General features: G+C 72.4%; 19 protein-coding genes. 12 read left to right on the top strand and 7 right to left on the bottom strand.

From position 1 onward, the window contains the following. The first annotated feature begins 51 nt into the window (after positions 1–51). The 4 genes from ACGFML_RS08415 (at position 52) to mshC (ending at position 3,692) form a co-directional block, all read left to right on the top strand. Positions 52–750: a histidine phosphatase family protein gene (locus tag ACGFML_RS08415; protein ID WP_393541344.1), complete on the top strand. Its 699-nt coding sequence runs from the start codon at positions 52–54 to the stop codon at positions 748–750. Positions 751–872: 122 nt separating this feature from the next. Further along, complete coding sequence (locus ACGFML_RS08410) at positions 873–1,463, top strand: DUF3090 domain-containing protein (RefSeq protein WP_393541342.1); 591 nt, start codon at positions 873–875, stop codon at positions 1,461–1,463. A 5-nt stretch (positions 1,464–1,468) separates the two neighbouring features. Next, positions 1,469–2,341 carry an SCO1664 family protein gene (locus ACGFML_RS08405; RefSeq protein WP_393541679.1) on the top strand — a complete coding sequence of 291 codons (873 nt, stop codon included), beginning with the start codon at positions 1,469–1,471 and terminating at the stop codon, positions 2,339–2,341. A gap of 121 nt (positions 2,342–2,462) precedes the next feature. After that, on the top strand, positions 2,463–3,692 hold the full coding sequence (mshC, locus tag ACGFML_RS08400; RefSeq protein ID WP_393541340.1) for a cysteine--1-D-myo-inosityl 2-amino-2-deoxy-alpha-D-glucopyranoside ligase: 1,230 nt from the start codon (positions 2,463–2,465) through the stop codon (positions 3,690–3,692). A 109-nt stretch (positions 3,693–3,801) separates the two neighbouring features. Here mshC and ACGFML_RS08395 read toward each other — a convergent pair whose 3' ends face one another. Beyond that, the gene (locus tag ACGFML_RS08395) at positions 3,802–4,899 is read right to left on the bottom strand and encodes a PAC2 family protein (protein WP_393541338.1); all 1,098 of its coding nucleotides are present in this window, start codon (positions 4,897–4,899) and stop codon (positions 3,802–3,804) included. A 287-nt stretch (positions 4,900–5,186) separates the two neighbouring features. On the opposite strand from ACGFML_RS08395, the gene ACGFML_RS08390 reads away from it, so the two are divergent. The 8 genes from ACGFML_RS08390 to ACGFML_RS08355 all read left to right on the top strand — a co-directional run bounded on the left by ACGFML_RS08390 (position 5,187) and on the right by ACGFML_RS08355 (position 13,868). Next, the gene (locus ACGFML_RS08390) at positions 5,187–6,518 is read left to right on the top strand and encodes an enolase C-terminal domain-like protein (RefSeq protein WP_393541336.1); all 1,332 of its coding nucleotides are present in this window, start codon (positions 5,187–5,189) and stop codon (positions 6,516–6,518) included. Further along, entirely contained in the window at positions 6,515–7,303 is a 789-nt protein-coding gene (locus ACGFML_RS08385; protein ID WP_393541335.1) for an SDR family oxidoreductase, read from the top strand. The genes ACGFML_RS08390 and ACGFML_RS08385 overlap by 4 nt, the downstream gene beginning before the upstream one ends. A 35-nt stretch (positions 7,304–7,338) precedes the next feature. After that, a complete protein-coding gene (locus tag ACGFML_RS08380; RefSeq protein ID WP_393541333.1) occupies positions 7,339–8,370 on the top strand; it encodes a sugar ABC transporter substrate-binding protein in 1,032 nt (343 codons plus the stop codon). A gap of 2 nt (positions 8,371–8,372) precedes the next feature. Continuing rightward, the gene (locus ACGFML_RS08375) at positions 8,373–10,031 is read left to right on the top strand and encodes a sugar ABC transporter ATP-binding protein (RefSeq protein WP_393541331.1); all 1,659 of its coding nucleotides are present in this window, start codon (positions 8,373–8,375) and stop codon (positions 10,029–10,031) included. Then, positions 10,028–11,077 carry an ABC transporter permease gene (locus ACGFML_RS08370; protein WP_393541330.1) on the top strand — a complete coding sequence of 350 codons (1,050 nt, stop codon included), beginning with the start codon at positions 10,028–10,030 and terminating at the stop codon, positions 11,075–11,077. Before ACGFML_RS08375 ends, ACGFML_RS08370 begins: the two co-directional genes overlap by 4 nt. 9 nt (positions 11,078–11,086) lie before the next feature. Continuing rightward, entirely contained in the window at positions 11,087–12,097 is a 1,011-nt protein-coding gene (locus ACGFML_RS08365; protein WP_393541328.1) for an aldo/keto reductase, read from the top strand. Beyond that, entirely contained in the window at positions 12,097–12,963 is an 867-nt protein-coding gene (locus ACGFML_RS08360) for an amidohydrolase family protein (RefSeq protein ID WP_393541326.1), read from the top strand. The genes ACGFML_RS08365 and ACGFML_RS08360 overlap by 1 nt, the downstream gene beginning before the upstream one ends. Positions 12,964–13,079: 116 nt before the next feature. Continuing rightward, on the top strand, positions 13,080–13,868 hold the full coding sequence (locus ACGFML_RS08355) for an SDR family NAD(P)-dependent oxidoreductase (protein WP_393541325.1): 789 nt from the start codon (positions 13,080–13,082) through the stop codon (positions 13,866–13,868). Positions 13,869–13,926: 58 nt separating this feature from the next. On the opposite strand, the gene ACGFML_RS08350 is transcribed toward ACGFML_RS08355, so the two are convergent. The 6 genes from ACGFML_RS08350 to ACGFML_RS08325 form a co-directional block, all read right to left on the bottom strand. After that, positions 13,927–14,598, bottom strand: a complete 672-nt coding sequence (locus tag ACGFML_RS08350) for a FadR/GntR family transcriptional regulator (RefSeq protein ID WP_393541323.1) — start codon at positions 14,596–14,598, stop codon at positions 13,927–13,929. Between the two features lie 99 nt (positions 14,599–14,697). After that, positions 14,698–15,738 (bottom strand): hypothetical protein, encoded by a 1,041-nt coding sequence (locus ACGFML_RS08345; protein WP_393541321.1) that lies wholly within the window; start codon positions 15,736–15,738, stop codon positions 14,698–14,700. A gap of 290 nt (positions 15,739–16,028) precedes the next feature. After that, positions 16,029–17,633 carry an FAD-dependent oxidoreductase gene (locus ACGFML_RS08340; RefSeq protein WP_393541319.1) on the bottom strand — a complete coding sequence of 535 codons (1,605 nt, stop codon included), beginning with the start codon at positions 17,631–17,633 and terminating at the stop codon, positions 16,029–16,031. 13 nt (positions 17,634–17,646) lie between these two features. Next, the gene (gene glpK, locus ACGFML_RS08335) at positions 17,647–19,188 is read right to left on the bottom strand and encodes a glycerol kinase GlpK (protein ID WP_393541318.1); all 1,542 of its coding nucleotides are present in this window, start codon (positions 19,186–19,188) and stop codon (positions 17,647–17,649) included. 50 nt (positions 19,189–19,238) lie between these two features. Then, positions 19,239–20,027 carry an MIP/aquaporin family protein gene (locus ACGFML_RS08330; protein ID WP_393541317.1) on the bottom strand — a complete coding sequence of 263 codons (789 nt, stop codon included), beginning with the start codon at positions 20,025–20,027 and terminating at the stop codon, positions 19,239–19,241. A 227-nt stretch (positions 20,028–20,254) separates the two neighbouring features. Next, positions 20,255–21,019 carry an IclR family transcriptional regulator gene (locus ACGFML_RS08325; RefSeq protein ID WP_393541315.1) on the bottom strand — a complete coding sequence of 255 codons (765 nt, stop codon included), beginning with the start codon at positions 21,017–21,019 and terminating at the stop codon, positions 20,255–20,257. Between the last annotated feature and the right edge of the window lie 117 nt (positions 21,020–21,136).

Below are 21,136 nucleotides of genomic sequence, written 5' to 3'. Positions count from 1 at the left end.
CTCATCCGGAGCCCTGCCAGGAATGGCCGTCGGGAACGTAGGCTGGCGGCCATGCCCACGCTGATCCTGGTGCGGCACGGCCGCTCCACCGCCAACACCTCCGGAGTGCTCGCCGGGCGGCTGCCCGGCGTCGCCCTCGACGACCGGGGCGTCGCCCAGGCCGCGGCGCTGCCCGCCCGGCTGGAGCGGGTTCCGCTGACCGCCGTCGTCTCCAGCCCGCTCCAGCGCTGCCGGGAAACCCTGCGGCCGCTGCTGGCCGCCCGCCCCGGCCTGCCGCTGCACACCGAGGACCGCATCAGCGAATGCGACTACGGGGACTGGGCCGGCCGCAAACTCACCGAGCTGACCGACGAGCCCCTGATGGAGGTCGTCCAGCGGCACCCGTCGGCGGCCGCCTTCCCCGGCGGCGAGTCGATGCGGGCCATGCAGGCCCGCGCGGTGGACGCGGTGCGGGACTGGAACACCCGCATCGAGGAGCTGCACGGCCCTGAGGCGGCCTACGTGATGTGCTCGCACGGCGACATCATCAAATCGCTCGTCGCGGACGCCCTCGGCATGCATCTCGACCTTTTCCAGCGGGTCTCCGTCGAGCCCTGCTCGGTGACCGTGATCCGCTACACCCGACTGCGGCCCTCGCTCGTACGGCTCGGCGACACCGGTGACTTCGGCTCGCTGGTGCCCGCCGAGGACGGCTCCGCCCCCGAGGGCGCACGGGACGCGGCCCTCGGAGGTGGTGCGGGAGCACCGTGATCAGTCGGCGCAGTAGGGTGGTGCGACGGCGCTGCTCTGCCGTATCCCTGCGAACCGCGCAGTGACCGCAGGACCGCGCAGCGACCGCAGTGCCCCCGAAGTCGAGCAATCGGAGCAGGACGTTGTCCCGTCAGGTGTTCTTCTACGACGCGCCGGACCGCTTCGTGGCCGGTACGGTCGGGCTGCCGGGGCGCCGTAGCTTCTTCCTCCAGGCCACCGCGGCCGGCCGCACGACCAGCGTCGCCCTGGAGAAGACCCAGGTCGCCGCCCTCGCGGAGCGGATCGACGAGCTGCTGGACGAAGTGGTGCGGCGCAGCGGCGGCAACGCCCCGGTGCCCGCCGTCTCACCCGCCGAACTCTCCGACGCCGCGCCCCTGGAATCGCCGGTCGAGGAGGAGTTCCGGGTCGGCACCATGGCGCTGGCCTGGGACGGCGATGACCAGCGCATGATCGTCGAGGCGCAGGCGCTGGTCGAGCTGGAGGCCGAAAGCGACGAGGACCTCGCCGACGCCGAGGAGCGGCTCCTCCAGGACGACGAGAACGGCCCGCCGATGCTGCGGGTGCGCCTGACCGGCACGATGGCCCGGGCGTTCGCCAAGCGAGCCCTGGAAGTCGTCAACGCGGGCCGCCCGCCGTGCCCGCTGTGCAGCCTGCCGCTCGACCCGGAGGGACACGTATGCCCGCGCCAGAACGGATACCGACGGGACGCCTGAGCGCCGTGGAGTCCGCTGCCGAACCCACCACGGCGGCGCCCGCGGATCCGCCGGCGGCCGTGCGGGAGCCCTCGCCGGGCCCTGCGGACGCGTTTCTCGCCGACGGCGAGCTGACCGTGCGCGGCCGGATCCGCGAGGCGTCCAACGCCGTGCTCTACTGCACGGTCGAGCGCGACGGCCGCAGCGCCCCCGCCGTGTACAAGCCGGTCACCGGCGAGCGCCCGCTGTGGGACTTCCCCGACGGCACGCTCGCCCAGCGCGAGGTCGCCGCCTATGAGGTCTCCCGGGCCACCGGATGGGATCTGATTCCCGCGACGGTGCTGCGGGAGGGTCCGTACGGCACCGGCATGGTCCAGGAGTGGATCGAGCCGCCGGAGGGGGACGGCACCGAGGTGCCCGAGCTGCTGGCCCTGGTGGAGGACGACGAGCCGGGCCCGGGCTGGAAGGCGGTCGGCTTCGCGGACGTCGGGGAGGGCCGTACCGCGCTGCTGGTGCACGCCGATCACCCGTGGCTGCGGCGGCTCGCCGTACTGGACGCAGTGATCAACAACGGTGACCGCAAGGGCGGCCATCTGCTCCCCGGCGCCGGTGGGCAGCTCTTCGCCATCGACCACGGGGTCACCTTCAACGCCGAGGACAAGCTGCGCACCCTGCTGTGGGGCTGGGCGGGGGAGCCGCTGACCGAGGAGGCGCTGGAGGTCCTGCGGGGTCTGCGCGCGGCGCTGGAGGACGGTGCGTCGCTCGCCGCCCGACTGGCCGAACTGCTCACGGACGCCGAGATCGAGGCGCTGCGGGAGCGGGTGACGGCGCTGCTGCGCACCGGCACGCACCCCGAGCCGGGCGGCGAGTGGCCCGCCATCCCCTGGCCGCCGGTCTGATCCGGCCCACTCTCGTCGGCCGCCCGGAAGCACGCTTCGCCGCGGAACACAAGACCGCGAATTCGGCCAAGACTCCTGGTCCGGTTCGTATGTGGAACATGCGTCCGGTTACGCTCAAGGCATGCATGCATGGCCCGCTTCTGAGGTCCCCGCCCTGCCTGGCCAGGGCCGCGACCTGAGGATCCACGACACGGCGACCGGCGGACGGCTGACCCTCGCCCCCGGTCCCGTCGCCCGTATCTACGTCTGCGGCATCACGCCGTACGACGCCACCCACATGGGGCACGCGGCGACCTACAACGCGTTCGACCTGGTTCAGCGCGTGTGGCTCGACACGAAGCGCCAGGTTCACTACGTGCAGAACGTCACCGATGTCGACGATCCGCTGCTGGAGCGGGCCGTGGCCACCGGTGTCGACTGGACGGCGCTCGCCGAGCGCGAGACCGCCCTCTTCCGCGAGGACATGACGGCCCTGCGGATGCTGCCGCCCCGCCAGTACATCGGCGCCGTCGAGGCGATACCGGGCATCGTGCCGCTGGTGGAGCGGCTGCGCGACGCCGGTGCCGCCTACGACCTGGACGGCGACGTCTACTTCTCCGTCGAGTCGGACCCGCACTTCGGCGAGGTGTCCGGTCTGGACGCCGAGGCGATGCGGCTGCTGTCCGCCGAGCGCGGCGGCGACCCCGAGCGGGTAGGCAAGAAGAACCCCCTCGACCCGATGCTGTGGATGGCCGCCCGCGACGGCGAGCCGAGCTGGGACGGCGCCTCGCTGGGCCACGGCCGGCCCGGCTGGCACATCGAGTGCGTCGCCATCGCGCTGGACCACCTCGGCATGGGCTTCGACGTCCAGGGCGGCGGCTCCGACCTCGCCTTCCCGCACCACGAGATGGGCGCCTCGCACGCCCAGGCCCTCACCGGCGAGCACCCGTTCGCCAAGGCCTATGTGCACGCCGGGATGGTGGCCCTGAACGGCGAGAAGATGTCCAAGTCCAAGGGCAATCTCGTCTTCGTCTCCGCGGTGCGGCGCAACGGCACGGACCCGGCCGCGATCCGGCTGGCGCTGCTCGCGCACCACTACCGCGCCGACTGGGAGTGGACGGACGAGGTGCTGGCCGAGGCGGTGGAGCGACTGGCGCGCTGGCGCGCCGCGGTCTCCCGCCCCGACGGCCCGTCCGCCGACGCGCTCCTGGAGGAGATGCGGACGGCGCTCGCCGACGACCTCGACTCCCCGGCGGCGCTGGCGGCCGTGGACCGCTGGGCCGCCTCCCAGTCGACCGACGGTGGCACCGAGGACGGCGCGCCCGGCCTGGTCTCGCGGTCCGTCGACGCGCTGCTCGGCGTGGCCCTGTGACCCCCGCACACTGACCCTGTCCTCAAAAGGGGCGCTTCCGCCGACCGGCGGAAGCGCCCCTTTTTCACTACAGTGGTCCGGGCCCGCCCGGCGGTCCGGCCCGCCGCCGTCAGCCGTCGCTGTCCTCCGCGCCGCCGTCCGTGCCGTCGGACGGGTCCGGAGCGTCCGGAGCGTCCTTGTCCGTGCCGGACGGGGGCTCGTGGGCCTCCTTGGGGTCCCGCTGCTCGCGGGGATCCTTCGGGTCCTTCTGCGCCGGGCGCGGCGGCCGGGTACGGCCGCTGGACGTGTCGCGCAGATAGGAGCCGTCCCGCCCGTCGGACGACCCGCCGTCGGTCGCCAGGCCCGGCCCCGCCTGGGGATCGCGGCGCCGCAGATAGCGTTCGAACTCGCGGGCGATGGCCTCGCCGGACGCCTCCGGGAGCTCGGCCGTGTCCCGGGCCTCCTCCAGCGACTGGACGTACTCGGCGACCTCGCTGTCCTCGGCCGCCAGCTGGTCCACGCCCAGCTGCCAGGCGCGCGCGTCCTCGCTCAGCTCGCCCAGTGGGATGCTGATGCCGAGGAGGTCCTCCAGGCGGTTGAGCAGCGCCAGGCTGGCCTTCGGATTGGGCGGCTGGGAGACGTAGTGCGGTACCGCCGCCCACAGGCTCACCGCCGGGACGCCCGCGTGGGTGCATGCCTCCTGGAGGATGCCGACGATGCCCGTGGGGCCTTCGTAGCGTGACTCCTCCAGGTCGAGCTGGGTCGCCAGATCCGCGTCGGAGGTGACGCCGCTGACCGGTACGGGGCGGGTGTGCGGGGTGTCGCCGAGCAGCGCGCCCAGCACCACCAGCATCTCCACGCCCAACTCATGGGCGACGCCCAGGATTTCGTTGCAGAACGAGCGCCAGCGCATGCTGGGCTCGATGCCCCGGACCAGGACGAGGTCGCGCCGCCGTCCCTTGCCGTCCGCGTCGCCGACGCGCACGACGGACAGCCGGGTCGTCGGCCACGTGATCTTGCGTACGCCGCCGTCCAGGAAGACGGTCGGACGGTTCACCTGAAAGTCGTAGTAGTCCTCCGCGTCCAGCGCGGCGAAGACCTCGCCCTTCCATTCCCGGTCCAGGTGCGCGACCGCGGCGGAGGCGGCGTCGCCGGCGTCGTTCCAGCCTTCGAACGCGGCCACCATGACCGGGTCGATCAGCTCGGGCACCCCCTCGAGCTCGATCACCCAGCGCCTCCTTCCGACCGGTCCGGCCGCCCTGTGGCGGCCCCCGGCAGCAGTTCCATTGCGTGCGCCCCCAACACTACGGCGTCCGGCCCGCCCGGCCGCAGCCCCTATACGCGAATGGGTACTGATTCATCCGACCTGTTGCGGGGATGTTCGCCGTTGCCCGCTCCACTTCCGTACGGGGTCTGGACGCGGTCTCGCGCCCCGGGCTATACATCGGATGACCGGGAAAGGTCCGATGTTCTTTCGCGGACCCCGTGTTCCGCGATGTCCCAGGGGGCGTGCGCATGGCCGTAACCGACACCGTCACCGAGCTGGAGGTCCACGACGTCCGCTTCCCCACCTCGGAACAGCTCGACGGCTCGGACGCCATGAACCCCGACCCCGACTACTCCGCCGCCTACGTCGTCCTCCACACCGACGGCGGCCCCCCGGGGCACGGACTCTGCTTCACCATCGGCCGCGGCAACGATGTCATGGCCGCCGCGATCCGTGCGCTGGCACCGTATGTCGTCGGCCGCCCGGTGCCCGCCACCGCCGCCGCTCTCGCCGCACTGCACCGCGATCTCACCCACGACTCCCAGCTGCGCTGGCTCGGCCCGGAGAAGGGGGTGATGCACATGGCGGCGGGCGCGGTGGTCAACGCCGCATGGGACCTGGCGGCCACCCGCGCCGGCCAACCCGTGTGGGAGTTCCTCGCCGCGATGACCCCCGAGGACCTGGTCTCGCTCGTCGACTTCCGCTATCTGACGGACGCCCTGACGCCCGACGAGGCGCTGGCGATCCTGCGCGCCGCCGAGCCCGGCCGCGCCGAACGCGCCGCCCGCCTCAGGGCCGAGGGCTACCCCGCCTACACCACCTCACCCGGCTGGCTCGGCTACGACGACGGCAAGCTCGTCCGGCTCGCCAAGGAGGCGGTGGCCGACGGCTTCGGGCAGATCAAGCTCAAAGTGGGCGCCGACCTCGCCGACGACACCCGGCGCATGCGGCTGGCCAGGGAGGCCGTCGGCCCCGGCATCCGGATCGCGGTGGATGCCAACCAGCGCTGGGACGTGGCCGAGGCGGTGCGCTGGATGACGGCGCTGGCGCCGTTCACCCCGCACTGGATCGAGGAGCCGACCAGCCCGGACGACGTCCTCGGGCACGCCGCCGTCCGCTCCGGGCAGCCGGTGAAGGTCGCCACCGGCGAACACGTCGCCAACCGGGTCGTCTTCAAGCAGCTGCTGCAGGCCGGCGCCGTGGACTTCGTGCAGATCGACGCGGCCCGGGTCGCCGGGGTCAACGAGAACCTCGCGATCCTGCTGCTGGCCGCGAAGTACGGCGTGCCGGTCTGTCCGCACGCGGGCGGGGTGGGGCTGTGCGAGCTGGTGCAGCACCTCGCGATGTTCGACTACGTGGCGGTGTCCGGGAGCCGGGACGACCGCGTCATCGAGTACGTCGACCATCTCCACGACCACTTCACCGATCCCGCCGTCGTCGAGCGGGGTCGCTACCGCGCCCCGGCCGCGCCCGGCTTCTCGGCCCGGATGAGGCCCGAGTCCGTCGCCGCGCACCGCTTCCCGGACGGGCCGGTGTGGCGTGTCCGTCAGCAACCGCACGAGCAGGAGGTCCCGATATGAGAGACGGACAGTGGCCCGCCGACTTCGCGGGGATGACCGCCCTCGTCACCGGCGGCGGCTCCGGCATCGGCGCGGCCACCGCCGCGCTGCTGCTGGCGCGCGGCGCCCGGGTCGCCGTGCTGGACCGCGACCCGTCCGGCGCGCCCGCCGGCTCGGTCCACGTCACGGTCGATGTCACCGACGGCGCCGCGGTCCGGGCCGCCGTCGACGACGCGGTACGGGAGCTGGGCGGCGCGCTCACCACCCTCGTCGGCAACGCCGGGATCGGCGCCGTGGGCACCGTCGAGGACAACGACGACGCGGAGTGGGGCCGGGTGCTGGACGTGAACGTCCTGGGGCTGGTGCGCACCGCCCGCGCCGCGCTCCCGGCGCTGCGCGCCGCCGCCGCCCGGGTCCCGGGCAGCGTCTCGATCACCCACACCTGCTCCATCGCCGCCACCGCCGGACTGCCGCAGCGCGCCCTCTACAGCGCCAGCAAGGGCGCCGTCCTCGCGCTGACCCGCGCGATGGCCGCCGACCACGTCCGGGAGGGCATCCGCGTCAACTGCGTCAACCCCGGCACCGCCGACACCCCGTGGGTCGGCCGGCTCCTGGAGCGGTCCGGGGACCCGGCCGCCGAACGCGCCGCCCTGAGCGCCCGCCAGCCCATGGGCCGATTGGTCACCCCCGACGAAGTGGCCGCCGCGATAGTCCACTTGGCGTCCCCGTCCGCCTCCGCCGTCACCGGCACCGCGCTCGCCGTCGACGGCGGCATGCACGGCCTGCGCCTGCGCCCCGCCACCTGACCGTAGCCCGCCGCACCCACCACCGAGGGACCACCATGAGACTGCGTACGACCGGCACGGCGGCCTGTGCCGTCCTGCTCGCCACCGCCGCGCTCACCGGCTGCAACCGCGGCAGCGACGCCGCGGGCGGCAAGGTCGGCATCGACATGCCCCGTACGGACACCGATTTCTGGAACTCCTACCAGCAGTACATCGAAAAGGGCCTGGACAAGGGCGAGGTCGCCGCGCTGCCGCTGTCCAACTCGCAGAACGACATCGCCAAGGTCGTCTCCGACGTGCAGGCGCTGACCGACCAGGGCGCCAAGGCGATCGTGATGGCCCCGCAGGACACCGGCGCCGTCTCCGCCGAACTGGACCGGCTGGCGGCGAAGAAGATCCCGGTGGTGAGCGTGGACACCCGCCCCGACGCGGGCAAGGTCTACATGGTCGTGCGGGCCGACAACCGCGCCTACGGCCGCAAGTCCTGCGAATACCTCGGCAAGCGGCTGGGCGGCAGGGGGCGGGTCGCCGAGCTCCAGGGCGACCTCAGCTCCATCAACGGACGCGACCGCTCGCAGGCGTTCGCGTCCTGTATGAAGCAGAGGTTCCCGAAGATCACGGTGCACGAGCTGGCCACCGACTGGAAGGGCGAGGTCGCCTCCGCCAAGCTGCAGAGCCTGCTCGCCCAGCACAAGGACATCGACGGGATCTACCTCCAGGCCGGCGGCGCCTTCCTGCAGCCCACGCTCGCCCTCCTGGAGCAGAAGAAGCGCCTCGTACCGGCCGGGACCGACGGCCACATCACCATCATCTCCAACGACGGCATACCCGACGAGCTGGCCGCGATCCGCGCCGGAAAGATCGACGCCACGCTCTCCCAGCCCGCCGACCTCTACGCCGAGTACGCGCTGTACTACGCCAGGGCGGCCCTGGACGGGAAGACCTTCCGGCCCGGCCCGACCGGCCACGGCTCCACCATCGTGCGGATCAAGAACGGGCTGGAGGACCAGCTGCCGGCGCCCCTGGTCACCAAGGCCACCGTCGACGACGCGAAGCTGTGGGCCAACCAGCTGGAGAGGAAGCGGTAGCCGTGGTGGCCGGGACGGACCGGGCCGCGGTCCACGCCGAAGGAATCGTCAAGCGCTACGGGCCGACGCTCGCCCTGGACGGTGCCGGGTTGACCGTACGGCCGGGGGAGTCGCACGCCCTCGTCGGCCGCAACGGCGCGGGGAAGTCCACGTTGGTGAACGTACTGACCGGGATGGAGCGGCCGGACGCCGGTACGGTCCGCTTCGGCGGCGAACCCGCGCCCCGCTGGGGCGACACCGCCGCCTGGCAGCGCAGGGTCGCCTGCGTCTACCAGAAGTCGATGACGGTGCCCGAACTGACCGTCGCGGAGAACCTCTACCTGGGCCGGTTCCCCGGCGCCCGCGTCATCCGCTGGCGGGCGCTGCGCGAGCGGGCCCGCGGGCTGCTCGCCGAATACGGCGTCGAGGTCGACCCGGCCGCCCGGATCAAGGAACTGGGCGTCGAACAGCGGCAGTTCGTGGAGATCGCCCGCGCGCTGTCCTTCGGCGCCCGGCTGATCGTCCTCGACGAGCCCACCGCCCGGTTGGACGCGGCCGGCATCGGCCGGCTCTTCACCAAGCTGCGCGCCCTGCGCGCACAGGGAGTGGCCTTCCTGTTCATCTCGCACCATCTCCAGGAGATCCACGAGCTGTGCGACACCGTCACCGTCTTCCGCGACGCCCGCCATGTGCTGACCGCCCCGGTCCCCGGGCTGGCCCGGGACGAGCTGGTCGCGGCGATGACCGGCGAGGAGTCGGGCGCGGTGCGACGCGGGCGGACGGCGCCGCGTCGGGCCGGCGAACCGGTGCTGCGCACCGAGAAGCTGACGCTGCAGGGCCGGTTCGCGCCCCTCGACCTGACCGTACGGGCCGGTGAGGTGGTGGGGCTGGCGGGCGCGACGGGGAGCGGGAACACCGCGGTCGCCGAGACGCTCGTCGGACTGCACGCACCCGGCGGCGGCCGGATCACGGTGCGCGGCCGGCCGGTCCGTACCGGCAGCGTGCCGCATGCCCTGGCCGCCGGCATCGGGTACGTCCCCGAGGACCGGCACCGTGAGGGGCTCGTCCCGGGCCGCAGCGTCGCCGAGAACGCCACCTTGAGCGTCGCCGACCAGTTGGGGCCGCTGGGGACCGTACTGCCCGCCAGGACCCGGGAGTTCGCCGCACGGATGATCGCTTCGCTGGACATCAGGACCACCGGGCCGGACCAGCCCGTGTCCGGGCTCTCCGGCGGCAACCAGCAGAAGGTCGTGATCGCCCGTGCGCTGGCCCGCGAGCCCAGTGTGCTGGTCGCCGTGCGGCCCACCAACGGTGTCGACGTCAGGTCCAAGGACGCGCTGCTGGGCGTCCTGCGCGGGGTCGCGGACGGCGGCAGCGGCGCGCTGATCGTCTCCGACGAGCTGGACGACCTGCGGATCTGCGACCGGGTGCTGGCCCTCTTCCACGGCCGGTTGACCGCCGAGTTCGCGGCCGGCTGGCGCGATCACGACCTGGTCGCGGCGATGGAGGGCATGCCGGGCAAGGGCGCCGCGGACGGCCGCCGGACGCCGGACACGGGCGGCACGCACGGGGTGCACGGCGTGCCGCGCCCCCCTGACACGCACCCCACCGAAGGCCCGCATCACACGGACCACACGGAGCACACGGAGCACACGGAAGGCACGGGAGGCGGCGCGCGATGACCGAGACCGCAGCGACCGAGAAGGGCCCGGCGCCCGGCAGCCGCCCGCCGGGGGAGGCCCCCGCCGCCCGCCGCAGCCGGGTGGACCTAGCCCGGTGGCGGGACTTCTCCCTGGTACCGGTGATCTTCGTCCTGGGCGTCATCGGCTTCATCGTCTCGCCCGCCTTCCTCACCCAGGACAACCTCGTCGGCGTCATCCAGCAGTCCACGGAACTGGGCCTGCTGGTGCTCGGCGAGGCGCTCATCCTGATCAGCGGCCGGATGGACCTGTCGCTGGAGTCGACCATCGGCCTGGCCCCGGTGGTCGCCCTGTGGCTGGTGATGCCCGCACACGGCAGCCGCTTCGCCGGTCTGGAGCTCCTCCCAGCCTGGACCGCGGTCCCGCTCTGCCTCGCCGTCGGCGCGGCGGTCGGCGCCGCCAACGGCTTCCTCATCCTCAAACTCCGGGTCAACGGCTTCATCGCCACCCTCGGCATGCTCACCATGCTGCGCGGCCTCCAGGTAGGCATCTCCGAGGGGCAGTCCATCGGCGACGTCCCCGGCTCCTTCGCCTACCTGGGCAAGGCCGACTGGCTCGGCGTCCCCGCTGCCGTCTGGATCTGCCTGGCACTGTTCGCACTCGGCGGCGCCGCCCTCGGCTACCTGCGGCACGGGCGGGCGCTGTACGCCATCGGCGGCAACCCGGAGGCGGCCCGCGCGGCCGGTGTGCGGGTGGACCGCATCACCTGGATCGTGCTGGCCGTCGGCGGGGTGCTCGCCGCCTTCGCCGGCATCCTCTACACCGGCCATTACGGCGCGGTCTCCGCGAGCCAGGGCAACGGTTGGATCTTCCAGGTCTTCGCCGCCGCGGTGATCGGCGGCATCAGCCTCAAGGGCGGCCGCGGCACCCTCTTCGGCGCGCTCACCGGTGTCCTCACGCTGCAACTCGTCATCAACGTCATGACACTGGGCGGAGTGCCGCCCCTGTGGACGCAGTTCCTCAACGGCACGATCATCATCGTCGCGCTGGTCATCTCCCGCTTCACCAGCGGCGAGAAGCAGGACTGAGAGGCTGCCATGTCGTATCCCCCGTACGGGCCCAGGGAGCTGGGGCGCACCGGCGTCACCGTCCCGCCGCTGGGGCTGGGCTGCGCACCGCTCGGCAACCTCTACCGCGCCGTGTCCGAGGAGCGTGCACGGGACGTCGTACGCACCGCCTTCGCCACCGGCGCCGCCTACTTCGACACCGCCCCGCACTACGGGCTCGGCCTGTCGGAGGAACGCCTCGGCCGGGCACTGCGCGGCCGGGACCGCGCCGCCTACACGCTCTCCACCAAGGTCGGCCGCCGGCTGCGCCCGCTCGCGCCCGGGGAAACCGTGGACGGCCAGGGCTTCGTGGACACCCCCGCCCGCGCCCGGGTACGCGACCTCACCCGCGACGGCATCCGCGCCACCCTCGACGCGTCCCTGGCACGGTTGGGCGTGGACGCCGTCGACATCGTCTACCTCCACGACGTCGAGCACCATCTCCCCGAGGTGTACGCCACCGGCTTCCCCGCCCTCGCCGAGCTGCGGGACCAGCAGCGGGTGCGCGCCATCGGCTTCGGCATGAACCGCAGCGACGTCCTGGCCCGCCTGGTCGCCGACCTCGACGTGGACGTGGTGCTCTGCGCGGGCCGCTGGACGCTGCTGGAGCGCACCGCCTTCGACGACCTCCTGCCGGTGTGCGCGCGCCGCGGCACCTCGGTGATCGTCGGCGGCGTCTACAACTCCGGCCTGCTGGCCGACCCGTCCCCGGGAGCGCCGTACGACTACGCGCCCGCGCCTCGTGCCCTGCTCCGCCGCGCCCGCCGACTGGCCGCCGTGTGCGCCGAGTTCGACGTCCCGCTCAAGGCCGCCGCGCTCCGCTTCCCCTTCGGACACCCGGCCGTCGCCGCCGTCGTCGTCGGCGCCGCCACGCCCGAGGAGGCCGGGCAGAACGCCGAGCTGTTCACCCGCGACATCCCGGATGCCCTCTGGCACACCCTGGTCGAACGCGGCCTGCTCGCACCGGACCTGCCGCTGCCCCTCACCGCCCCGGGAGCCTGATGCGTATCGACGCCCATCACCATCTGTGGGACCTGGCCCGCCGCGACCAGCCGTGGATGGACGGGCCGTGGGCCGACCCGATCCGCCGCAGCTACGCGCTCGGTGACCTCATCCCGCACCTGACCGCGCACCGCCTCGACGGCACGGTCCTCGTCCAGTCCTCCTCCTCGTACGACGAGACGACCGACCTGCTGGCGCTCGTCGCCGGTGACGGGCCGGTGCGCGGCGTCGTCGGCTGGGCCGACCTCACCGACCCCGGGCTCGCCGACGTCCTCGCGGCGCTGCCTCGCGGCCTGGTCGGCATCCGCCACCAGGTGCAGGACGAACCGGACCCCGACTGGCTCACCCGTCCCGAGGTCCTGCGCGGCCTCGGCGTACTCGCCGACGCGGGCCTCGTCTACGACCTCCTGGTCACCCCGCGCGAGCTCCCCGCCGCACAGGCCGCCGTGCACGCCGTACCCGGCCTGTCCTTCGTCCTCGACCACGCCGCCAAACCCGAGGTCGCCCGGGGCGCCTGGCAGCCCTGGGCCGACCGGGTCACCGCCCTCGCCTGCCATCCGAACGTCAGCTGCAAACTCTCCGGACTGGTCACCGAGGCCGACTGGTCCGCCTGGCGTCCCGGCCGGATCCTCCCCTACGCCCGCCATATCCTCGACGTCTTCGGCCCCGGCCGCGTCCTCTTCGGCTCCGACTGGCCGGTCTGCACCCTGGCCGCGGCGTACGACGACGTCCTCGCGCTGGCGGAGTCGGCCACCGGCGGGCTCACCGAGGCCGAGCGGGCGGCCGTGTTCGGGGGGACCGCGGGCCGGGTCTACGGGATCGGGGCACCGCACGGCCGGTGGGCGAGGCCCCGCCCACCGCGGTGACGTTCCGTCCGGATTCCGCCAGCTTCGGCCCTCGCGGCGCCGGACCATGGAGTCGTGCCGCCACCGCACACGGGAGCGGTGCAGGGGACGGCCCCGATGCGTACGAGGTGAGGACGATGGCGACAGCGACGGCGGCGACCGCAGCGACGGCGGCGGTCGGCGGTACGGGGCCGCTCGGCGGCAGAACGGCACTGGTCACCGGGGGCAGCCGGGGAATCGGGGAGGCGGTGGCGGTGCGGCTCGCGGCCGAGGGGGCCACGGTGGCGCTCACCTACCGGAGCCGGAAGGACCTGGCGGACGACGTCGTCGCGCGGATCACCCGGGACGGCGGGCGGGCCTGGGCGTTACGAGCCGACAGCGCGGACCCACAGGAGGTGCGGGCCGCGGTCGCGGGGGTCGCGGACCGGTCGGGCGGGCTCGACATCCTCGTGAACAACGCCGGCATCAACGTCGTCGGGCCTTTCGAGGGGATCTCCGTGGAGGACGTCGACCGGGTGCTGCGGACCAACGTCCGCGGCCCCTTCCTGGTGACGCAGGCCGCGGCCCCGCACCTGAGCGGGGGCGGGCGGATCATCTCGATCGGCAGCTGTCTGGCCGAGCGGGTCGTGCTCCCCGGCAGCACCCTCTACGCCACCAGCAAGGCCGCGCTCGTCGGTCTCACCCGGACCCTCGCCCGGGAGCTGGGGCCGCGCGGCATCACCGCCAATCTGGTGCAGCCCGGCCCGATCGACACGGACATGAACCCGGCCGACGGCGACGGCGCCGCCCTCCAGGCCCGACTGACCTCGCTCGGTTCCTACGGGAAGGCGTCCGACGTCGCGGCGACCGTGGCCCACCTGGCGGGGGAGGGCGGGCGGTACATCACCGGCGCCACCATCATGGTGGACGGCGGATTCGCGGCCTGAACGCTCCCGGGCCGCCGGAGCCCTCAGCTCCGCCGGGGCCGCCGGGGCCGGGCGGGCGTCACAGTGAGGCCCGCAGCCACTGCTCCACACTGGCGATGTGCACCGTCGCCCAGGCCCGCGCCGCCTCCGCGTCCCGGTCGCGCAGGGCGCCGATGATCGCGCGGTGCTCGGTCAGGGTGCGGGCCACCGCGTCCTTCTGGGTCAGACCCCGCCAGATCCGCGCCCGGGTGGTCGGGCCGGACAGCCCCTCCAGCAAGGAGCAGAGCACGGAGTTGCCGGACCCGGAGACGATGGTGCGATGGAACTCCAGGTCGCCGGCGACCAGGTCCTCGACGGACGGCTCCGGGCCCAGCGCGTCCAACTGGGCTTCCAGGGAATCGAGTTCGTGTCCGGCGATCCGGCCGGCCGCCATCGCCGTCGCGGCCGGCTCCAGGATCCGGCGTACCGCGAGGAACTCCAGCACCGTGTCGTCGCGGTGGAAGTCCACCACGAAACTCATCGCCTCCAGCAGGAGTTGGGGATCGAGGCTGGTGACGTACGTGCCGTCGCCCTGGCGGACGTCGAGGATCCGGATGAGGGAGAGCGCGCGCACCGCCTCGCGCAGCGAATTGCGGGACAGGCCGAGCTCGGCCGCCAGCTCGCTCTCCTTGGGCAGCCGGTCGCCCGGCCGCAGCGCACCGGAGACGATCATGCCCTTGATCTTCTCGATGGCCTCGTCGGTGACCGCCATGGCCGCCCTCCCCGCTGGCTGGGACCTGTCCGGATATCGTCGCCTGGCTCGGCTGTCCGCAGGCCGCGGCGCGGCGCAGACATCCGATGTCTGGGGTCATTATGACCCGTCGCGGTCTCCCCAGCCGTGCCCGTACGCCGACCAGTCCTCCTCCCTGGCCGCAAAGTCCACATACAGCGCCATTCCGAAGCGCCGTCGGACCCGGTCCTCGCGGGTCAGCCCGAGGCGTATGCCCCGCACCGCGGCCCGCACCGTCTCCGCCGAGGCGCGGTGGCCGATGTCGTCGGTGTGGAAGAACGGCAGCCCCATCAGCAGATCCGTGCGCTTCGGCGTCACCTCCAGCGCCAGCCGGGTCTGCTGCGCCACGTAGCCGCCGTACAGGCTCTCGGTCGGCAGCGCGGTGTCGTACGACATCAGCGCTATCTGGTCGACCCGGCGCGCCACCTCGCCGAAGAACCGCTGGGATATCCACTTGCGGTGACCGGTCAGGGCGTTGCTCATCGTGTGCAGGTGGGGGAGGGGATCGATCTGGTGGACGGCGACCGAGAGGACGCCGCCCCGCGCGCGGACCGCGGGACCCAGGCGGTCCAGCAGCCGCAGATAGTCGGGGTTGTCGGAGTGCAGGGGTTCCACGTCCAGATGGACCCCGGCGAACCCGTCCGCCAGCACCTGCCGGGCGCTCGCCACGATCGCGTCGCGGGCCGCGCCGTCCGACAGCCGCAGCCCGCCCCGCTCACCCGCTTCGTACACCAGCCGGTCGCCCAGCCAGGCGTGCACCCTGACCTTCGGCAGCTCGCGGTGGACCGCGGCGATCAGCCAGCGCGCCCGCGGATAGGCCCGGCGGGCCGGCGGCAGGGTGCCGTCGTGCTCCAACGGGCCGGCGTGGACGTACAGATCGCGGATGCCGGTGCCCGCCAGGCGCCGCCGCAGCGCCGCCACGTCGGCGGCGTCCCGCCGCCCGTCCACCCAGGCGTGACCGAGCCAGAACGCATCCCGGCCACGGGTCGTGGCATCGGGGGCGGCCGCCCCCGCGTACCCGGCGCGCAGCGCGGTCGCCGCCACCGTCACCGGCAGCACGATCAGCACGGCCAGCAGCCAGGCCGTCCACTGTCCCGCGCGCCGCCACCGCTTCCCCGCCATCGGATCCCCCCGTGTGCCCCGTGCCCCCGCGGATCGCAGCGATCCGATCCGTTGGACATCATCGCAGCCGCCACTGACAGTCACCGTCCGGCCCGACCGCCCCGCGCGAACCGCCCACGCACGCCGCGGGCGGGGACGGGGCGTGCGGGGACGGGGCGGTCGGACTCGCGGGCGGACACGACGAATGGGGCGGCCCCGTGGCCCGCCCCATCGTCGTTCACCCTACGGCCGCATGACGCCCCGTCAGCGGCGCATCGGCCGGATCTGCCGCATCCGTCGGATCAGTCGGATCAGTCGGCGAGCATGCCCTTGACCTTGGCGCGGACGTCCTCGGTGTCCAGCCCGCGGATCATCAGCGTCGTGCGGCGGCGCAGCACGTCGTCGACCGTCTCGGCCCACTCGTGGTCACGGGCGTAGGCGACCTGTGCCCAGATCTCCGGCGCGTCCGGGTGGATGCGCTCGGCCAGCGCCGGGTCCTCGTTGGCCAGCCGGGCGATGTCGAAGGACAGCGAGCCGTAGTGGGTGGCGAGGTGGCGGGCGGTCTCGGGGGCCATCCGCGGGCCGGGCGTGCCGCCGTCGACCAGCAGCCGGTGGGCGACCGCGTTCGGGTTGGCGATGCCGGGGAGCGGGAGCTTCTTCGGCAGGTGGGAGATGGGCTCCATGTCCTCGCCCAGCGGGTGGCCGGGCAGTGCGGCGAGCTTGTTCATGACGGTCCGGCCGATGTGCCGGAAGGTCGTCCACTTGCCGCCGGCCACCGACAGCATGCCGCCGCTGCCCTCGGTGACGACCGTCTCGCGCTTGGCCTTGGAGGTGTCGCCGGGGCCGCCGGGCAGCACCCGCAGACCCGCGAAGGAGTACGTGATCAGGTCGCGGGACAGCTGCTGGTCGCGGATGGAGAAGGCGGCCTCGTCCAGGATCTGGGCGGTGTCCTTCTCGTTGACCGCGACATCCGCCGGGTCGCCCTCGAACTCCTCGTCCGTGGTGCCCAGCAGCAGCATGTCCTCCCAGGGGAGGGCGAAGGTGATGCGGTACTTGTCGATCGGGGTCGCCAGCGCGGCCTTCCAGGGGGCGGTCCGCTTGAGGACCAGGTGCGCGCCCTTCGACAGCCGGATGGAGGGGGCCGCGGCCTTGTCCTCCATCTTGCGCAGGTGGTCGACCCAGGGGCCGGTGGCGTTGAGCACCAGGCGGGCGCTGACGCCGAACTCCTGGCCGTCCATCCGGTCCTTGAGCTCGGCGCCGGTGACCCGGCCCTGGGTGAAGCGCAGTCCGGTGACCTCGGCGTGATTGAGGACCGTGGCGCCGGCCGCGACCGCCGCACGGACGGTCATCAGGGCCATCCGGGAGTCGTTCATCTGGTCGTCGCCGTAGACGGCGACGGCCTTGAGGCCCTCGGTCCGCAGCTCCGGAACATCACGCTGGGCCTTGTTCGCGGATATGACATGGCCGACGCCGTCGCCGAAGGCGGACAGCGCGGAGTAGGCGAAGACGCCCGCGCCGAGCTTGGCCGCGCCGTGCGGGCCGCCCTTGTACACCGGCAGGTAGAAGGTCAGGGGGTTGGCGAGGTGCGGTGCCACCTGGCGGGACACCGCACGACGCTCGAAGTGGTTCTCCGCCACCAGCTTGACCGCGCCGGTCTGCAGGTAGCGCAGACCGCCGTGCAGCAGCTTGGAGGAGGCGGAGGAGGTGGCGCCGGCGAAGTCACCGGCGTCCACCAGGGCCACCCGCAGTCCGGCCTGCGCGGCGTGCCAGGCGGTGGAGATGCCCAGGATGCCGCCGCCGATCACCAGGAGGTCGTACGTCGCCTTGGAAAGCTGCTCCCGGGTCTCGGCGCGGCTCGCGGTGGAACCGCTGGCCGGGTGCGTCCCAAGTGCCGGGACGCTCTGCAGGGTGCTCATGATGTGCTCCTCGTCAGCTCTCGTCGTCGATCCAGCCCATGGTCCGCTCGACGGCCTTGAGCCAGCTCTTGTATTCGCGGTCACGGGTGGCCGCTTCCATGCGGGGGGTCCACTCGGCGGCCCGGCGCCAGTTGGCGCGCAGTTCGTCGGTGCTGGACCAGAAGCCGACGGCCAGTCCGGCCGCATAGGCAGCGCCGAGGCAGGTCGTCTCGGCGACCATCGGGCGCACCACGGGTGCGTCCAGGAAGTCCGAGATGGTCTGCATCAGCAGGTTGTTGGAGGTCATTCCGCCGTCGACCTTGAGCGCGGTCAGCTCGACGCCGGAGTCCTTGGTCATGGCGTCGGTGATCTCGCGGGTCTGCCAGGCGGTGGCCTCGAGCACGGCGCGCGCGATGTGCGCCTTGGTGACGTAGCGGGTCAGGCCCGCGATGACGCCGCGCGCGTCCGAGCGCCAGTAGGGGGCGAACAGGCCGGAGAAGGCCGGCACGAAGTAGGCGCCGCCGTTGTCCTCGACCGTGCTGGCCAGCGTCTCGATCTCGGCCGCGCTGTTGATCAGGCCCATCTGGTCGCGCATCCACTGGACGAGCGAGCCGGTGACGGCGATGGAGCCTTCCAGGGCGTAGACCGGCTTGTCCTTGCCGATGCGGTAGCCGACGGTGGTCAGCAGCCCGTTGTAGGAGTTGACCGGCTCCTGGCCCGTGTTCATCAGCATGAAGGTGCCGGTGCCGTACGTGGACTTGGCCTCGCCCTGCTCGAAACAGGTCTGGCCGAAGAGCGCGGCCTGCTGGTCACCGAGCGCGGAGGCGACCGGGACGCCGGCGAGGACACCCTCGGCGGTGTTGCCGTAGACCTCGGCGGACGACCTGATCTCCGGCAGCACCGACGCCGGGATCTCCATCGACGTGAGGATCTTCGGGTCCCACTCCAGCCGGTAGAGGTTCATCAGCATGGTGCGAGAGGCGTTGGTGACGTCGGTGACGTGCACACCGCCGTTGACGCCGCCGGTGAGGTTCCAGATGACCCAGGAGTCCATGGTGCCGAAGAGGATGTCGCCGCGCTCGGCGCGCTCGCGCAGGCCCTCGACGTTGTCGAGCAGCCAGCGGATCTTCGGGCCCGCGAAGTACGAGGCCAGCGGCAGGCCGGTCTCGCGGCGGAAGCGGTCCTGGCCGACGTTGCGGCCCAGCTCCTTGCAGAGCGCGTCGGTGCGGGTGTCCTGCCAGACGATGGCGTTGTGGACGGGCTCACCGGTGTGCTTGTCCCAGAGCAGCGTGGTCTCGCGCTGGTTGGTGATGCCGATGGCCTTGACGTCGGCGGAGGTGATCCCCGCCTTCTCGACGGCGCTGGTGACGACCTGCTGGACGTTTCTCCAGATCTCGGTCGCGTCGTGCTCCACCCAGCCCGGCTTCGGGAAGATCTGCTCGTGCTCCTTCTGGTCGACCGAGACGATCCGGCCGTCCTTGTCGAAGACGATGCAGCGGCTGGAGGTCGTGCCCTGGTCGATCGCGGCGATGAACGGACCGTGGCCGTGGGAGGAGGTGGTGGGGGTGTCGCTCATGGTGTGCTCCAAGAAGTCTGTGCGGGCGGAGTCGGGGCGGCCTTGGCGGCTCAGGCGAACGCCACCTGGTAGATGCCACCGGCGATGGCTCCGCCGATGAGCGGGCCGACGACCGGAATCCAGGCGTAGCCCCAGTCTGAACCGCCCTTGTTGGGCAGCGGCAGCAGCGCGTGCACGATGCGCGGGCCGAGGTCACGGACCGGGTTGATGGCGTATCCGGTCGGGCCGCCCAGCGAGAGGCCGATGCCGACGACGACCAGCGCCACCAGGAGCGTGCCGCCCCAGCTGACACCCTTGCCGTTGTCGCTCAGTCCCAGGTTGAGGATCGCCAGCACGAGCACGATGGTGGCGATGATCTCGGTGGCCAGGTTCTGTACGGCGTGACGGATCTCCGGGCCGGTGGAGAAGACACCGAGCACCGGACCGGCCGTGGGAGCGGCCTTCGGGTCGACCAGGCCCTCCTCGCCGGTGTGATCGGCCAGCACCTCCGGGTCGGTCAGATGCGCCCGGAACTGTCCGTAGTACACGATCCAGACCAGCACCGCGCCGATCATGGCGCCGAGCAGCTCACCGGCGAAGTACACCGGCACCTGACTCCACTCGATGCCGCCCTTGATGGCGATGCCGATGGTGACTGCAGGATTGAGATGTGCGCCGGACTTCGCGGCGATGTATGCGCCCGTGAGGACGGCGAAGCCCCACCCGAAGGCGATGGCGACCCATCCGGCGTTGTACGCCTTGGAGCGCTTGAACGTGACGGCGGCGCACACGCCACCGCCCAGCAGAATCAGAACAGCGGTACCGATGGTCTCGCTGATGAAGATGTCGGAGCTGGACACCCGCGACTCCTTTGTCCTTCGTCCAGGGGAAGGCGAACCCCGGGTCCCTCCGGTGGTCCGCGCCCTCCGAGAGGGCGGTGGTCGGCCCGCGGCAGTCCCCACCATAGCGAATATTGTCGTTAGGTGTTCGACAATGCCGACCGACGAACGGCAGTTTTGTTCACCGTAAGGACCCCGTCAAGGGTTCCGTGGCGAAAAACTTAGGTGAACATAGAGGTGGAATACGGTCAGAACCGCCCAGCTCCAAGATCCCTCGACACGGCGCGTGCGCAATCCCTTACAGCAGCGACGATTTCCGGCCGCAGTTCACCCTCCTGGCAGACCCGTTCCACCGCCCCCGTGACCCCCACCGCGCCCACCGGCATCCGCCGCCGGTCGTGGATCGGTGCGGCCACCGAGGCGACGCCCTCCCAGGTCTCCTCCACGTCCGCGGCCCAGCCGCGCGCCCGGATCAGGTCCAGCAGCTTCTCGAAGTCGTCCAGGTCGGTGACGGTGCGCGGGGTGATCGCCTCCCGATCCGACTCGGTCACCTCGCTGTGCGCCACCGGGTCGTAGGCCGAGAGCACCTTGCCCAGCGCCGTGCTGTGCAGCGGCTGCATCGCGCCGACCTCCAGCACCTGGCGGCTGTCGTCCGGCCGGAAGACGTGGTGCACGATCAGTACGCCCTGCTGGTGGAGCACGCCCAGATAGACGCTCTCCCCGCTGGAGCGGGCCAGGTCGTCCGTCCACACCAGGGCGCGGGCGCGCAGCTCGTGCACGTCCAGATAGCTGTTGCCCAGGCGCAGCAGCTCCGCGCCGAGCTGATAGCGGCCGGATGCCAGGTCCTGTTCGACGAAGCCCTCCTGCTGCAGCGTGCGCAGGATCCCGTGGGCGGTGCCCTTGGCCAGTCCCAGTGAGGAGGAGATGTCGGAAAGTCCCAGCCGCCGTTCCCCACCTGCGAGCAGCCGCAGCATCGCGGCTGCTCGCTCCAGCGACTGGATGGTGCGTGCCATCGGGCAACCTCCGAAGTATGCGGTTCGACAATGCTGAACGATATCGGTCCATGCCGACTGGTGAACAGCGAATGGAGTCTGCCAATGATCATGGATGGCCTCCGTACCCCCCACCCG

The sequence above is a fragment of the Streptomyces sp. NPDC048650 genome (assembly GCF_043199095.1).
In the GTDB taxonomy this organism is placed as follows: Bacteria; Actinomycetota; Actinomycetes; order Streptomycetales; family Streptomycetaceae; genus Streptomyces.
Note: the sequence above shows the minus strand (reverse complement) of the source record. Positions and strands in the feature narration are given on the sequence as shown.